Genomic DNA, 14,666 nt, shown 5'->3' with positions numbered 1-14,666 from the left:
AAACTTAGTATTTTCATTTAAAATAATCTTTATGCAAATTAACGATAAATCTAATTATAAAAATTATACGGCTTCAGAAGATCGTTATAAGGAAATGCAATACAACAGATCTGGGAAAAGTGGCGTGTTACTACCTGCTATTTCTTTAGGTTTATGGCATAACTTTGGAAATTATGATCAATTAGCAAATGGGGAAGAAATTCTTAGAACCGCTTTTGATGCAGGAATTACTCATTTTGATTTAGCCAATAATTATGGTCCTCCATATGGGAGTGCAGAAAGTAATTTTGGAACACTTTATAAGAAAAATTTTCAAAGTTATAGAGACGAATTATTTATAGCCTCAAAAGCAGGCTATGATATGTGGCCAGGACCCTATGGTAATTTAGGGTCTCGGAAATACCTAATCTCTAGTTTAGATCAAAGTTTAAAACGAATGGGTTTAGAGTATGTAGATGTTTTTTACCACCATCGGCCAGACCCAGATACTCCTTTAGAAGAAACAGCTATTGCACTTCATGATATTGTAAGACAAGGAAAAGCACTTTATGCTGGGATTTCTAATTATGGAGCAGAACGTACTAGTAAAATGGCAGTACTGCTGAAAGAATTAAAAGTTCCTTTTATTATACATCAAGCAAAATATTCTTTATTTGAGCGTGGTATTGAAAAAGAATTATTGCCTGCTTTGGATAAGCATAATTTAGGTTGTATCGCCTTTTCTCCTTTAGCCCAAGGATTATTAACCAATAAATATATAAACGGAATACCTGAAGGTTCTAGAGCTGCTAAAAGTAAAACCTATTTAGAAGTTAATGATGTTTCTCAGAAATTAGAGCAAATAAAACAACTTAATGAAATAGCAGAGAAAAGAGGACAACAGTTATCACAAATGGCAATAGCTTGGTTATTACATCAAAAAGGAATTACATCTGTACTTATAGGAGCTAGCTCATCAAAGCAACTTAAAGAAAACTTAGGCGCTTTACATCAGACTTCTTTTAGTGATGAAGAAATTAAATTAATAGATGCTATTACAAAATAAACTGTAGAATAATAATAGCAATAAAGCCATTTTAAACGTATTAGAATATGTAGGTCGTTTTGGAATTGCTATCTTTATTATATGAGTAATTTTCCTAAAAAACTACAACAAAAACTAGCTAGAAGAATAGCTGACAATACATTGCGTAGTTTGCCAGAGGATAAAAATCTAATAGATTTTTCTTCTAATGACTATTTAGGTTTTGCGCGTAATAAAACTATTTTTTTAAACACTACGGCATATTTAAAAGAACATCAAGTAGTATTAAACGGATCTACTGGTTCTCGTTTGCTTTCAGGCAATCATAAAACACATACAGAACTCGAAGCTTTTTTAGCCAATTTTTATTTAGCTGAGAAAGCTTTAGTTTTTAATTCTGGTTATGATGCCAATATTGGGTTTTTTAGTGCTGTTCCGCAACGAGGAGATCTTATTTTTTATGATGAATATATCCATGCAAGTATTCGTGATGGCATAAAAATGAGCAATGCAAAACAATATAAATTTGCACACAATAGTATAGAAGATTTAAAATCGAAAATTAAAACAATATCAAAAAGTGTAGAAAGCGAAGTATATATAGTAACAGAATCTGTATTTTCTATGGATGGTGATACTCCGGACCTAAACGCTTTTGCCAGTTTTTGTGCTGAAAATAAGTTTCATCTAGTAGTAGATGAAGCGCATGCCATTGGAGTTTTTGGTGATACTGGGAAAGGTTTAGTACATACCTTACAACTACAAAATAAAGTATTTGCAAGAATAATAACTTTTGGAAAAGCAATAGGTTGCCATGGGGCAGCGATATTAGGTAGCGAAAGATTAAAAACGTATTTAGTAAATTTTGCGCGTAGCTTTATATATACAACAGGCTTATCACCACATGCAATAGCAACAATACTAGTGGCATACCGTTTTTCTATAGATTTAGAAGGAGTAGAACAGCAAATTTTATTAAAAGAGAATATTAACTTTTTTAATCAAGAGGTTGTAAGATTACAGCTCAGTGATCTTTTTATTCTAAGTACTTCAGCAATTCACTGTTGTATTCTTCCGGGTAACAAAGAAGTAAAGAAGCTAGCAAATAAAATGCAAGAAAATGAATTTGATATAAAAGCAATACTGTCTCCTACCGTTCCTGAAGGAAAAGAAAGGCTTCGTTTTTGCTTGCATAGTTACAATAGCAAAAAAGAAATAACAAGAGTATTGAGTTGTCTAAAGAAAAGTATTGAAAATGAGTGATCAATTAATGACCATAGCCGCTTTTGAATATGCAGCGGACGTTCAGATTATAAAAAGTAGGCTAGAGTTAGATGGTATTAGAGTTTTTTTAAAAGATGAAAATACAATAAACTCAGATCCATTAATTAGTAATGCTATAGGAGGAGTTAAGTTACAAGTATATAAAGAAGATTACAACAGTGCTTTAGCTATTTATAATGAAATAAGAAGCTATGCTACAGATAGTCAAGGAAACCCAATAACTTGCCCAAATTGTAAAGCCCAAAAGTCCGAAACGTACTATGAACGAAAAAGTATTTTTCATAAACTTTTTCCTTTTTTTGAAAAGAAAAAATACAAATGCCTAAATTGTAACATGATTACAAAACCTGAAGTAACAGCTTAAAATAATATTGTACATATGAAAAAAGTATTTGTTACAGGCATTTCTACTGAGGTTGGGAAAACTGTTGCAGCAGCCATTATAACTGAAGCTCTTGAAGCAGATTACTGGAAACCCATACAAGCTGGAGAATTAGAGCATTCTGATAGTCATAAAATAGCAAGTTTAATATCAAATGGTAAAACCGTAATTCATGATAATTCTTATGCATTAAAAACACCGATGAGCCCGCATGCAGCAGCTGAAATTGATGGGGTTTATATTGATGTACATAAAATTAAAGAGCCAAAAACAGAAAATGCACTGGTAATTGAAGGTGCAGGAGGTCTATTGGTTCCGCTAAATGATGAAGATACCATATTAGATGTTATAATGCCTAACTACAAAGTAGTGGTAGTTTCTAGGCACTATTTAGGAAGTATTAATCATTCGCTTTTAACTATAAATTGGTTAAAAAATAAAGGTTATGAGGTTTCTGTTCTTTTTAGTGGAGACGAACACCCAACCACAGAAAGTATTATTTTAAAAAAAACAGGAGTAACATGTATTGGAAGAATTAATGAAGAGCCATTTTTTGATAAGGCAACTATTAAAAAGTATGCCGATTTATTTCAATCCAATATTAAAAATTTATAATGTTCTTTTTATGAATGGTAAAGCTTTTTTTTCAAACAAGATTACTTTCTTAGCAATAATAAGTTTTGTTGCAATTATTGTTATAAGCCTTATGAAAAGTGCTATGGAATTAGAAGATGCAGAGCAAGCATATTATTCTCAATGGTGGCGTTTGGGTTATGATGATCAACCACCATTATATACTTGGTTGCAAAACAGTATAAATGCCATATTAGGAGTTTCAAAAGTTTCTTTTTCATTACTTAGAGCATTGATCTTTTCAGGAATATTATTATGCCTTTATAATTTTACAAAAGAATATATACGAGATGAAAAAAAATCAAACTTAGTAGTATTGAGTTTAATTTTAATCCCAGTTTTTATAGATTTTACATTTAGGAGATTGTCTCATACATCATTACTTTGTTTAGTTGTAATTGTTACCTACATCATAATTCAAAAATTATTAACTCAGAAAATATTTGTGAACTATATTTTCCTGGGTATTATAGTTGGGATAGGCATTCTGGTTAAATATAATTACATCTTAGTTTTGCTAGCATTAATAGGAGCAGTTTTTATTGATAAAAAAATAAGAAGTGTCTTTTTCCATAAGTATACACTAATTTCAATTTTAATAGCTAGTATTATTATTGGACCGCATCTCTATTGGTTAATTACAAATCACGAGTATTTTACTGAGCTTCAGAATAGTATTGTAATGAAGACAGGAGGGGATCTAGATAGTTCTATTATTATTTTAACACCTTTATTAAGTTTCTCCATATCGCTACTGCAGTTATTTAAGATCATTGCAATTTTTTGTCTTGTATGTGTGCTATTTAAAAAACTAAAGTTTAATAAACAAAAGCGCGATTGGTTTATGAATGTATTATTAGTTCAATTAGCAATTTTAGCGATCTTTTTTATACTATTGAATGTTGGGAAAATAGAAGAACGCTGGTTATTACCAATATTATTACCTTTTTTGAGTATACTAATAAGTCATATAAAAATAGCGAATACGGTAAAATGGATTACTGTAGGTTTTTATGTATTTATAATTGTTATTAGTGCTCAAACTTTGCGTACACCTGTTGAAAAAGTTTTTAAAATACCTTCGCAAGTACATTTTGGTTTTGAGCCTATTTCTGATATTTTAAATGAAAAATATTATGATAAAGAATGGATTTTACCTAATGTTACTTATGCGGGTAGTATAAGATTGTTAAATAGCGATAGAGAGATTTTCTCTGCCGATGATTTTTCTTTGCCAGAGATAAAGCAAAAGAGTTTATCAGGAATTAAAGTTATTATAGGAAAAGAAAATTTAGAAAAGCAAAAACCAATAGATAGTTTGTTAAATTATGGTAAGCGAAAGGAAACCATTTATTTTATAAATCACTAATTATTTTTAATCTAGATTATAAAATTTACAGACGTTGGAATATTTCTACATTATTTATGGTTGTTAACGTTTTATAATGGTTTTCAATATAGGTGTTTAGATAGTTGTTTTCTTTGATGTTTTTTACATAATATAGCGATCTGTTTTTCTTTCTAACAATTGTTTTAGGTTGTAATTTTTCTAAGATATACTCCAATTCTTCTAAACTTGTTTTTCTTGGATTATCATATGCAAAGAACATCTCTGATTTATAGATATTGCTGGGATGTGTTGCAGCTTTTGTAGGAGGAGGCTCACTTAATATCCAATATCCAATATGGTACTCTGTAAATAAAATATTTTTGGTTTCTAAATTATTGTGTATAATATAGTTGGCTGCATCAATACCTTCGCCATTAAAAAAACTACCATTGGTAATTTTGTTTTTTACAATTCTATAATATTCTAAATAGGCTTCTGCGGGTAGGAGTAAGAGGATAAAAAACACAAAAGGTTTGTAATTAAAACGTTTCAAAAAAGCAATTTTAGGGATTACAATACCTACTAGAATTAAAAGTAAAGGATGAAGTTGAATAAGATAGTGGCCATTAATTTTTCCACCTTTATAAAAAGAATAAAGTACCCCTAAAATAGCCACTAATATAAATTGTATAGTGCGGTTTTTATAGTTTAGCAATTTTGTTTTCCAAGCTATAAAAAAGAAAGTTGCAATCATTAAAAAAGGATATAATAGCTTTAAAGGAGCTTTGCGTCTGGCATTTGCATATTGTAAAGGCGCTTCTATAACAGATTTCCACCACAATTCAGTTTCACCTTGTAAATAATAAGGTAGTAAAGTGAGTGCTATAATAACAATAATACCTATTCCGTATACGCTTGCATTAGCAAAAGCTTTCCCAAGCTCTTTTTTTCTAAGCTCATAAAAAAATAGATAGAGACCTAAAAACAATACGGTATAAGCCATATTTAATTTTACCATTACTGCAATTCCCATTAAAATTCCAGCAAATAAATAATGTTGCACTTTATGATATTTTATCAAAATATAAAGTGCGGGCATTAAAAAAAACATACAAATATGTTCAGACATTACCCCTTGTAAACTACCTATCATGCTTTGTAAACCCACACAAGCAATACCAATCCATAAGCTTACTTTTTTTGAAGTTATGGTCTCGCTGATTTTATAGCTAAAAAAACCAGTAGATGCTACAATTAGTGAACCAGCTAAACGGATAGCAATAAAGCTCTTTCCAAAAACGGCTATAATACCAGCGAAAAACAAAAAAATTAAAGGGGGCTTTACATCCCATAACTCTGTATAAGGTAAATAACCATCTACTAAAGATTGTCCAAGTAAAATAAAAGTACTTTCATCTCTATCAATATAATCTCTAAAGAAAAAAGGAAACCGAACAAAAAAACTCACTCCAAAAAGTAATAAAAAAACAGTTCCATTTTTTAAGTTTATATAATGCGGAGTTAGTTTCTGTATAAGCTGGTGAAGCATTTGATATTATATTAGCTAGATAATTATCATCTTTGCAAGATAAATAAAAAGTAAGTGCTTTAAATTGAATACTAGTGAAAAATATTTCGGAAAGAGATAAAAAACACATTTGGCATCCGCTAACACAGCATAAATTGCATTCAGAAATGTTAGCAATTGTAAAAGCTAAAGGTGTTTTTTTATATGATGAGAATGGTAAAAAATATGTAGATGGTATTTCATCATGGTATACCAGCATGTATGGCCACTGTAATAATTTTATATTGGATAAAGTAAAGCAGCAAATGGGCGTGTTAGACCAAGTTGTTTTTAGTGGCTTTACACATGAACCAGCAGTAAAACTATCAGAAGAATTAATTAAAATTCTTCCTTATAATCAGGAAAAATTATTTTTTTCTGATAATGGTTCAACAGCCACTGAGATCGGTATAAAAATGGCACTCCAATATCATTTTAATAAAGGTGAAAAGCGCAAAATATTGCTAGCATTTGATGATGCTTTTCATGGAGATACTTTTGGAGCAATGTCTGCTTCTGGACTTTCGGTGTACAATGGATCTTTTGAAGATTTTTTTATTGATGTCGAGCGTATTCCTGTACCAAATGAAACTAATCTGGCGTTGATATTAGAAAATTTAGAAAAACGTTTGCAAAAAAATGATATTGCAGGTTTTATTTATGAACCCCTAGTACAAGGTGCTGCTGCAATGCAAATGCATCACGCAAATCACTTATGCCGCATTTTAAGATTGCTTAAAAAGTATCAAGTAATTACTATTGCAGATGAGGTAATGACTGGTTTTGGAAAAACAGGAACTCATTTTGCGTCAGATCAAATTACCATTAAGCCAGATATTATGTGTATGTCTAAAGCTTTAACAGCAGGTTTAGTGCCCATGGCAGTAACCAGTTGTACAGAAGAGGTGTATAATGCATTTTATTCAGATGAAATTTCTAAAGGACTTTTTCATGGACATACCTATACTGCAAACCCTTTAGCATGTACTGCAGCTTTAGCAGGTTTAACATTGCTACAGTCAAAAGAAGTACAAAATAATATTAAACGTATTATAAAATGGCATCAAAATTTTGATGCAGAAATAAAAGAACATCCAAAAGTAGCTGTCACAAGACAAACAGGAATTATATATGCTTTAGATTTAAATTTAAGCATGGAACGTTATGGAAATCTTAGGGATAAACTTTTTAAACATTTTATGGATAGTGGTGTATTTTTACGTCCGTTAGGAAATACTATTTATATTTTAGCACCATACATTATTAAAGAAGAAGAAATGAAAAAAATTTATGAGGCTATAAAAGAAGTTTTAGAAATAGTTTAATTTTTTAAGTATGCCTTATAATTTTTCTGATGCGTTTTTTTGATTTTGAACAAGTCTATCCATAATTTAAAGGCATAAGATAGTTTAACTTTAGAATCACCAACATCAACCCACTTTTTAACAGGAATCTCTTCCATGAGTTCTAAAGCATCTTTTTTACCATAAAAACATAAAAGCCTGCTGAAGAGTTCCACATCAAATAACCATTTAGATAAAAATGGTTTTTTAAATAAAATTTCAGAAAGATCAGTATTAAAAACTTTGCAGCCGCATTGAGTGTCGTATACTTTAATATCTAATAAACTCGAAATAAATGTAGCTATAATTCTACCAAATAAAAACCTAGAAAACCGACGTTCTACTACAGAACCAATTTTTAAAATCCGAGAAGCAAACACAAATTTTTTACCGTCTTTTAAGTACCTCACATAATAGAAGCATTCCTCTAAAGAAGTTGCTAAGTCTGCATCTAAATACGCTAAGTTTTTAGCAGTTTTGTGCAGTGAGCAATACAATACTCCGTTTCTAACACTTGCCGCTTTTCCGCTGTTTTTTGGATTAGAAATTAAAAAGACTTGATCTGGAAAAACTAATTTTAAATCTTCTAGAACTAATAATGTGTCATCAGAAGAACAATCGTTTACAAAACAGATAGAAGCTTTAGGAGTATTTTTCAGAAAAGTAGTAAATGCAGCTTTAGGCAACCGATTGTATTCATTATAGCAAGGAATAATAATAGTAAGATCAGATTGCTGCATTTAACTTTTGTGGTTTATAATACAAAGTAAAACATCAAAAATACGAATTAGAAGTTTCTTTTGGTGAAGTAATTCTAAGATACTTACATAGTAAAATACAACTAAATATACTAGAATTCTTCCAAAACTTCACCTTCTAAAAGATTTATATCTTCTCCCGTATCATCAATAGTTACATAGAGTTTTTCATACATCCACACACCATCTGTTTTTGTACCAATAATAGTTACATCGCCTTCTCCATTAGGGCCTTTTAAAGGAATTGTAATATTTACTTCACCAGAATCTCCATTAGTTGTAGAGATATTACCTTGCATAATACCATCAGTTTCTACAGGTTCTCCAAGAAATTCAATTACATCTCGGTCTGTGGAAGCTTTTTGTACAGCATATTCATAAGGCTCGGAGCCTGAAATAGCTTTAGAAACTCCAAAAATAAGTGCACCAATACCAAAAACAAATAATAGAATAACAGTTAAACAGCCGCCAACAGGTAGTACCCAAGGCCAATTACGACCAAACCAACTTTTTCTTCTTACTTCTTCCATTTTAGTTTTTTTAATTGTACACTAATATTAGTGATAAAAATATCTTTTTGTTACATTTTAAATTAAAAACTTTCTTTAGTTATATAAAAAGGGATAAGCTGTATTTTTGTTTACAAATTAAGTAGTAGTGTTACAACCAATCTCTATAACTGCCATAGCCTCAATTTCTCCTTTGGGAATTTCACAAGCAGAAACCTGGAACTCTTATATTCAAGAAGAAACCCTATTAAAAGAAAAAGAAATTACTTCTAAAAAGCTTTGGGTAGGAGAATTATCAGCAACCTCAAAAAAAGAAATAGAAACGCTAAGAGCATCAGATTCTAAATACAAATCCTTAGATGACACAGTACTTTATGCCATATATGTATCACGTAAAGCCATTGCAATTGCCAATTGGAAAAAAGCGGATCATTTTGGAGTTAATTTTGGATCCTCAAGAGGAGCAACTGCTTTATTTGAAAAGTATCATAAAGAGTTTTTAGATCAGAATAGAACAACAACATTAAGTTCACCAACCACTACTTTAGGGAACATATCTTCTTGGGTAGCACATGATTTACAAACGCAAGGTCCAGAAATATCACATTCTATAACTTGCTCTACAGCATTACATTCTGTATTAAATGGTATCGCTTGGATAAGAGGCGGAATGACTGATAAATTTTTAGTTGGTGGTAGTGAAGCACCATTAACTCCTTTTACTATTGCACAGATGCAAGCATTAAAAATTTATACTAAAGAAGCATCTTTTGTAACATCAGAATGCAGCCAAAATAAGGTAGCTGAGCGTAGTCGAAGCTATCCTTGCCAATCCTTAAATCTAGAAAAACAAAAAAACACAATGGTTTTGGGAGAGGGGGCTGCGGTAGTCTGTTTGGAAAAAGGAATCACAGAAAATGCTTTAGCAACTATAGAGGGTATTGGCTATGCTACAGAAGTATTAACCCATAATATTTCTATCTCTACAGACGCAGTTTGTTTTCAGCGTTCTATGAAAATGGCTTTAGGAGATATGCATCCAGATGAGGTAGATGTAATTGTAATGCATGCCCCAGGTACTATTAAAGGCGATATTTCTGAAATGGAAGCCATAAAAAAAGTATTTTGTAACAAAATCCCTTTTTGTACTACCAATAAATGGAAGATAGGACATACTTTTGGAGCATCAGGCCTTTTGAGTCTAGAGTTGGGAATTTTAATGATGCAACATCAAAAAGCAATAAAAGTTCCTTTTGTAAGTTATGATTCGGTATCTTTAAAGGTACATAAAGTACTTATTAATGCAGTTGGTTTTGGAGGAAATGCAGTAAGTATTTTATTGAAAAGAGTATGCTAAACTAAAAAATCAAAAATAAAAACTATGGTAGCATTTTTTGAAACGCTTAACACTTTTGAAAAAGTATATTGGCTTGTAGCTGGTATATCCTCGGTGATTTTAATTATTCTTTTAATCATGACACTGATTGGCGGAGATACAGATGGTGTAGATGGTGATGTAGATGCAGAAATAGATGGTGATACTGGCGTAGATTTTCAATTTTTATCGTTTAAAAATTTAATGGGGTTTTTAACCATTTTTGGTTGGACAGGGATTGCAAGTATTGATGCTGATTTACCTAAATTTTTAGTAATTCTAATCTCTGTTTTTTGTGGGCTCTTGATGATGTTTGCTATGGCATCTTTATTTTACTATTTAGCAAAATTAAATGATAGCGGTACATTAGTCTTAAAAAATGCACTTAACCAAATAGGAGAAGTGTATTTAACCATAGGAGCTAAAAGGGCCAAAATAGGAAAAGTTAGTGTTAATGTTCAAGGTACCTTAAGAGAGTTAGATGCTTTAACAGATCATGAAACCGATCTAATACAAGGAAATGTTATAAAAGTTAAAGATGTTACCGATAACGGAATTTTAATTGTTGAATTACTAAATAAATAATCAAAACTATGCTATTACCATTACAACTAGGGGGCAGTGCCTCGCTCTTAGCCATTGGCTTTGCAATTCTCTTCTTTTTTATTATTATCATCGCTTTTATAAGGCGCTATAAACGTTGTCCTTCAGATCGTATCTTAGTGGTATACGGTAAAGTTGGTGGTGGTAATTCTGCAAAATGTATTCATGGTGGTGCTGCATTTATTTTTCCAGTCATCCAAGATTATCAATTTTTAGATTTAACACCTATATCTATAGAAGTAAATTTAATCAATGCCTTAAGTAAGCAAAATATTCGTGTAAATGTACCATCAAGGTTTACCATTGGTATTTCTACAGAACCAGGTATTATGCAAAATGCTGCTGAACGTTTATTAGGTTTGGGGCAGAATGAAATTCAAGAATTAGCACAAGAAATTATTTTTGGTCAATTACGTTTGGTAGTTGCCTCAATGGATATCGAAGAAATTAACTCAGATAGAGATAAGTTTTTAACTAATATCTCTCAGAGTGTAGAATCAGAATTAAAGAAAGTAGGTCTTAAATTAATCAACGTAAACATTACAGATATTGTTGACGAGTCTGGTTATATAGAGGCATTAGGGAAAGAAGCGGCTGCACATGCAATTAACGCAGCACGTAAATCGGTTGCAGAAAAAAATAGAGATGGTTCTATTGGTGAGGCAAATGCAGTACAAGATGAAAGAACGCAAGTTGCCGCAGCAAATGCGCAAGCGGTAGAAGGAGAAAACGTTGCAAAAATAAATGTTGCTAATTCAGATTCTTTACGTAGGCAAAGAGAAGCAGAAGCAGAACGTACGGCAATAGCTGCAGAAAAAGTACAAGCTGCAAAAGCATTAGAAGAATCGTATGCGGCTGAAAAAGATGCAGAAATTGCAAGGGCGGAACGCGTTAGAAGTTCCCAAACGGCAGATATTGTAGTCCCTGCGGAAATAGATAAGAGAAAAGTAGAAATTGATGCAGAAGCAGAAGCAGAGCAAATAAGAAGATTAGCAAAAGGGGAAGCAGATGCCATCTTGTTTAAAGCGCAAGCAGAAGCAAAAGGTTTATATGAAGTACTAACAAAACAAGCGGCTGGTTTAGATGAAATTGTAAAAGCGGCAGGTAATGATCCTAAAGATGCGGTGTTATTACTAGTAGCTGATAAATTACCAGAATTGGTAAAAACACAAGCAGAAGCTATTAAAAATATTAAGATTGATAAGGTTACCGTTTGGGATTCTGGTGCAAAATCTGCAGATGGCAAAGGTTCTACGGCTAACTTTATTTCGGGAATGTACAAATCTGTACCACCATTACAAGAAATGTTTAATATGGCGGGAATGCAATTGCCAGAATATTTAAAAGGTAAAGAGATTCCTGCGGAAGATGCAACTACTGAAGAAGTAAAAGAGAAGAAAGAAGAGAAATAATAATAAATTTTCTTCATTTTAAGACCCGTCAGGTTTTAAAAACCTGACGGGTCTTATTTCATAAAAATAATGCTCTGAGTTTTTTGTAAAAATGTAGAGTAAATTGTATCAGTGGAAAAAGATATTTTGAAACAAAAAGATGATGCGGATTAATGTTTAAGTCTCCACTGGATTATTTCTTTTTATAAAGTAGTTTGTTGTATGTTGTTATATTTTTTTTAATTGAGGTTTAACTTTATCATAAAAGTCTTTGAAGTTAATATTATTTGTTTTTTCTAATCCAGGAAAGCCACAGTTCTCAAAACAAAGTCTTAAGTAGTTTATAAAAGTAGTTTTATTAGGTTCATTTATCAGCTTAGCATCAAAAGATTGCTTTTTAGTTATTTCAATTGCGTAAGGTTCTCCCCCACTTATATTGTCTTTATGGAAACCATCCTCTGATAACTCCAAAAAAGCATACCCAAACTCTTCGTCATCCACATATTCTTGAATATATTCTAACCAATCATCTTCTAATACTTGCTCTAAAACAACATTACTTCCTGAAATTTTAACTGGATCAGCCATTTCCCACATTATAGTACTATTGGTGTTATAATCCCAAACAAAATCTATATGACCAACTATACGATAAAAATATTTTAAGGATAATGGAACAAATCCAAAAGGACTAACTATCGAATCTATTTTTTTTAAATGAGTTTCAACATCCGCTAATGGCTCATAAAACGGTTTTTCAAAGTTGGGGTTAGACTTAGTACTAAATAAATAATTAATATTTAGAAGTTCTTGATGAATGATTTTAATATTATAAGATACTCTCTCAAAAATTTCAGTTAATACTTTTTCGATATCTTTTTTTTGTTCAATATCCAAAGTAGTATAGTCTAGTTCATTTATTTCGTTACAGACCAAAATGGTTTCTCCTTTTAAATATCTTTTGTAAAAATTCATAAGAATTAAATTCTATTATAGTCTTCTTGTTTTTTAAAAATTAAAAGAGATATTAGTCTTACTTAGGATTATTGATTTACTCCATAAAAGTAATTTCGTAGGTGTACTTTGTATTCTCTTTTTTGTTATTAAAGGCTATGATTTTTATATTCTTACCATAACCAGCTAAAGCCTGTAGTGTGGTTTCTAAAACTACAATATGATCAGAATCTAATACTTTAAAAACAACCTTTTTATCGGTATTGGCTTTGTAAATATAAGGGATTTGTATTTTTCCGTTTTCTATAGTTGGTGTATTAAAGAGTTTTACTTCTTCTTGGTATATTGGCGCTCCTTTGCCTTTATATTTTTTTTGTTTAGGGGTAGCATTAATATCAACAAGTGTGTAAGAGCGCACCCAATTGTAATAAGAAGTGTTTATGGTATCATCATTAAGCTCCTCATTAGTAGGGTAAGGTAGTGCCCAATCATAGGTTTCGGTTACCATATTTATGCCCATTTTTCTTGGAAAGGGTTGGTCTACTATATCAGTTCGTATTATAACATCACTTACAAATCTGTTATCCGCATAAAAAGACACTTCATTTGCATTTTTCCAAAAGGCACCGTAGGTATGGAAATCTTCCCATGATTCTGAATGCAACTCCGCTGGAGATTTTTGCCCGTTCCCCTCTACCGCATTATTACCAGCAGAATAAAACTTTTCTTTTCCGCCTTTACAATCAATATACCTGTAATGCGTATTAAAATTCATGTTTTTACGGAATCTGTCTCCTCTACTGATATTCCCTCCAATACTCTCAATAATATCTAGTTCTTGACTGTATTTATCTTTGCGGCAATCAGAGGTATTAATTTTTGTTTTAAAAAGTACAGGGGCTTTATGGTTGCTCATCCAAAAAGTGGTAGACATATTTATTCTAGAAGCTTTAAAATTCACTTCATAATATCCAAAATGAGCTGTTTTTTCTAAAGATTGTACTGCTCCGCCTCTAATGCTATATTTTCTTTTACTGTGTTTTTTAACTTTTTTGTTTAAAACGCCGTTTTTAATTTGTAATAACCCATTTTTTACAGAAACAGCATCTGGCGAAAAATATCCTGGCGTTCTTCCTTTCCAACCATCGTAACTATTCCGCCATTTTTTAGTGTCTAATGTTGTACCATTAAACTCATCAGAATATTGTAAATTCAATACCCATCTTTTTCCTATTTCTGGTTCTGGTGGATCTGCTTTTTTAGCGGTTAAGTTAAATATAGATAAACTAAGTAATAGGAACACTTTCATTATGGCGTAATTTAATTAATACAAAGTTAAACAGCGTAGTATTTTAAAAGTGCTATATATAAACTAGGAAATAACACATATGATTAATTTCTAGTATAAAAACACTGTTTAATCATATTTGTGCCATAGCGAAAGGTATTATTAATTGTTTAACTAAATTTTCTAATCTAATTCTATTATTTTTGAAGAACATTAGTATTTTAA

14 protein-coding genes are annotated in these 14,666 nt (G+C 31.2%); 9 read left to right on the top strand and 5 right to left on the bottom strand.

What is annotated here, in order from left to right; genetic code table 11:
- Positions 1-31: 31 nt before the first annotated feature.
- The 5 genes from ACZ451_RS03630 (at position 32) to ACZ451_RS03610 (ending at position 4,692) form a co-directional block, all read left to right on the top strand.
- On the top strand, positions 32-1,045 hold the full coding sequence (locus tag ACZ451_RS03630) for an aldo/keto reductase (protein WP_464215732.1): 1,014 nt from the start codon (positions 32-34) through the stop codon (positions 1,043-1,045).
- An 81-nt stretch (positions 1,046-1,126) separates the two neighbouring features.
- The gene (locus tag ACZ451_RS03625) at positions 1,127-2,287 is read left to right on the top strand and encodes an aminotransferase class I/II-fold pyridoxal phosphate-dependent enzyme (RefSeq protein WP_464215731.1); all 1,161 of its coding nucleotides are present in this window, start codon (positions 1,127-1,129) and stop codon (positions 2,285-2,287) included.
- A complete protein-coding gene (locus tag ACZ451_RS03620) occupies positions 2,280-2,672 on the top strand; it encodes a putative signal transducing protein (RefSeq protein ID WP_464215730.1) in 393 nt (130 codons plus the stop codon). Before ACZ451_RS03625 ends, ACZ451_RS03620 begins: the two co-directional genes overlap by 8 nt.
- 15 nt (positions 2,673-2,687) lie before the next feature.
- On the top strand, positions 2,688-3,305 hold the full coding sequence (gene bioD, locus ACZ451_RS03615; RefSeq protein WP_464215729.1) for a dethiobiotin synthase: 618 nt from the start codon (positions 2,688-2,690) through the stop codon (positions 3,303-3,305).
- A gap of 10 nt (positions 3,306-3,315) precedes the next feature.
- On the top strand, positions 3,316-4,692 hold the full coding sequence (locus tag ACZ451_RS03610) for a glycosyltransferase family 39 protein (RefSeq protein ID WP_464215728.1): 1,377 nt from the start codon (positions 3,316-3,318) through the stop codon (positions 4,690-4,692).
- 25 nt (positions 4,693-4,717) lie between these two features.
- Here ACZ451_RS03610 and ACZ451_RS03605 read toward each other — a convergent pair whose 3' ends face one another.
- Entirely contained in the window at positions 4,718-6,202 is a 1,485-nt protein-coding gene (locus tag ACZ451_RS03605; protein ID WP_464215727.1) for an ArnT family glycosyltransferase, read from the bottom strand.
- 74 nt (positions 6,203-6,276) lie between these two features.
- Here ACZ451_RS03605 and bioA point away from each other — a divergent pair, with 74 nt between their 5' ends.
- Complete coding sequence (gene bioA, locus ACZ451_RS03600) at positions 6,277-7,545, top strand: adenosylmethionine--8-amino-7-oxononanoate transaminase (protein WP_464215726.1); 1,269 nt, start codon at positions 6,277-6,279, stop codon at positions 7,543-7,545.
- Here the strand turns inward: bioA and ACZ451_RS03595 are convergent.
- A complete protein-coding gene (locus ACZ451_RS03595) occupies positions 7,542-8,303 on the bottom strand; it encodes a glycosyltransferase (RefSeq protein WP_464215725.1) in 762 nt (253 codons plus the stop codon). The two genes, bioA and ACZ451_RS03595, sit on opposite strands and share 4 nt — an antisense overlap.
- A 110-nt stretch (positions 8,304-8,413) precedes the next feature.
- Complete coding sequence (locus ACZ451_RS03590; RefSeq protein WP_464215724.1) at positions 8,414-8,851, bottom strand: cytochrome c oxidase assembly factor Coa1 family protein; 438 nt, start codon at positions 8,849-8,851, stop codon at positions 8,414-8,416.
- A 127-nt stretch (positions 8,852-8,978) separates the two neighbouring features.
- Between ACZ451_RS03590 and ACZ451_RS03585 the strand changes: the two genes are divergently transcribed.
- The 3 genes from ACZ451_RS03585 to ACZ451_RS03575 are packed head-to-tail and all read left to right on the top strand — an operon-like array spanning position 8,979 to position 12,220.
- On the top strand, positions 8,979-10,187 hold the full coding sequence (locus tag ACZ451_RS03585) for a beta-ketoacyl synthase N-terminal-like domain-containing protein (RefSeq protein ID WP_464215723.1): 1,209 nt from the start codon (positions 8,979-8,981) through the stop codon (positions 10,185-10,187).
- 24 nt (positions 10,188-10,211) lie between these two features.
- Positions 10,212-10,790: a hypothetical protein gene (locus ACZ451_RS03580; RefSeq protein ID WP_464215722.1), complete on the top strand. Its 579-nt coding sequence runs from the start codon at positions 10,212-10,214 to the stop codon at positions 10,788-10,790.
- A gap of 8 nt (positions 10,791-10,798) precedes the next feature.
- A complete protein-coding gene (locus ACZ451_RS03575) occupies positions 10,799-12,220 on the top strand; it encodes a flotillin family protein (protein ID WP_464215721.1) in 1,422 nt (473 codons plus the stop codon).
- A gap of 207 nt (positions 12,221-12,427) precedes the next feature.
- Here ACZ451_RS03575 and ACZ451_RS03570 read toward each other — a convergent pair whose 3' ends face one another.
- Positions 12,428-13,174, bottom strand: a complete 747-nt coding sequence (locus ACZ451_RS03570; protein WP_464215720.1) for a hypothetical protein — start codon at positions 13,172-13,174, stop codon at positions 12,428-12,430.
- A gap of 76 nt (positions 13,175-13,250) precedes the next feature.
- Positions 13,251-14,462, bottom strand: coding sequence for a family 16 glycosylhydrolase (locus tag ACZ451_RS03565; protein WP_464215719.1), 1,212 nt, complete (start codon positions 14,460-14,462; stop codon positions 13,251-13,253).
- Positions 14,463-14,666: the final 204 nt, after the last annotated feature.

This window comes from Allocellulophaga tsushimaensis, assembly GCF_055383085.1.
Note: the sequence above shows the minus strand (reverse complement) of the source record. Positions and strands in the feature narration are given on the sequence as shown.

What these genes read in the sequence shown, in the direction of transcription:
- ACZ451_RS03630 (WP_464215732.1), top strand. Translation starts at nt 32, where the DNA reads ATGCAAATTAACGATAAATCTAATTATAAAAATTATACGGCTTCAGAA.
- ACZ451_RS03625 (WP_464215731.1), top strand. Translation starts at nt 1,127, where the DNA reads ATGAGTAATTTTCCTAAAAAACTACAACAAAAACTAGCTAGAAGAATA.
- ACZ451_RS03620 (WP_464215730.1), top strand. Translation starts at nt 2,280, where the DNA reads ATGAGTGATCAATTAATGACCATAGCCGCTTTTGAATATGCAGCGGAC.
- bioD (WP_464215729.1), top strand. Translation starts at nt 2,688, where the DNA reads ATGAAAAAAGTATTTGTTACAGGCATTTCTACTGAGGTTGGGAAAACT.
- ACZ451_RS03610 (WP_464215728.1), top strand. Translation starts at nt 3,316, where the DNA reads ATGAATGGTAAAGCTTTTTTTTCAAACAAGATTACTTTCTTAGCAATA.
- ACZ451_RS03605 (WP_464215727.1), bottom strand. Translation starts at nt 6,202, where the DNA reads ATGCTTCACCAGCTTATACAGAAACTAACTCCGCATTATATAAACTTA.
- ACZ451_RS03595 (WP_464215725.1), bottom strand. Translation starts at nt 8,303, where the DNA reads ATGCAGCAATCTGATCTTACTATTATTATTCCTTGCTATAATGAATAC.
- ACZ451_RS03590 (WP_464215724.1), bottom strand. Translation starts at nt 8,851, where the DNA reads ATGGAAGAAGTAAGAAGAAAAAGTTGGTTTGGTCGTAATTGGCCTTGG.
- ACZ451_RS03580 (WP_464215722.1), top strand. Translation starts at nt 10,212, where the DNA reads ATGGTAGCATTTTTTGAAACGCTTAACACTTTTGAAAAAGTATATTGG.
- ACZ451_RS03575 (WP_464215721.1), top strand. Translation starts at nt 10,799, where the DNA reads ATGCTATTACCATTACAACTAGGGGGCAGTGCCTCGCTCTTAGCCATT.
- ACZ451_RS03570 (WP_464215720.1), bottom strand. Translation starts at nt 13,174, where the DNA reads ATGAATTTTTACAAAAGATATTTAAAAGGAGAAACCATTTTGGTCTGT.
- ACZ451_RS03565 (WP_464215719.1), bottom strand. Translation starts at nt 14,462, where the DNA reads ATGAAAGTGTTCCTATTACTTAGTTTATCTATATTTAACTTAACCGCT.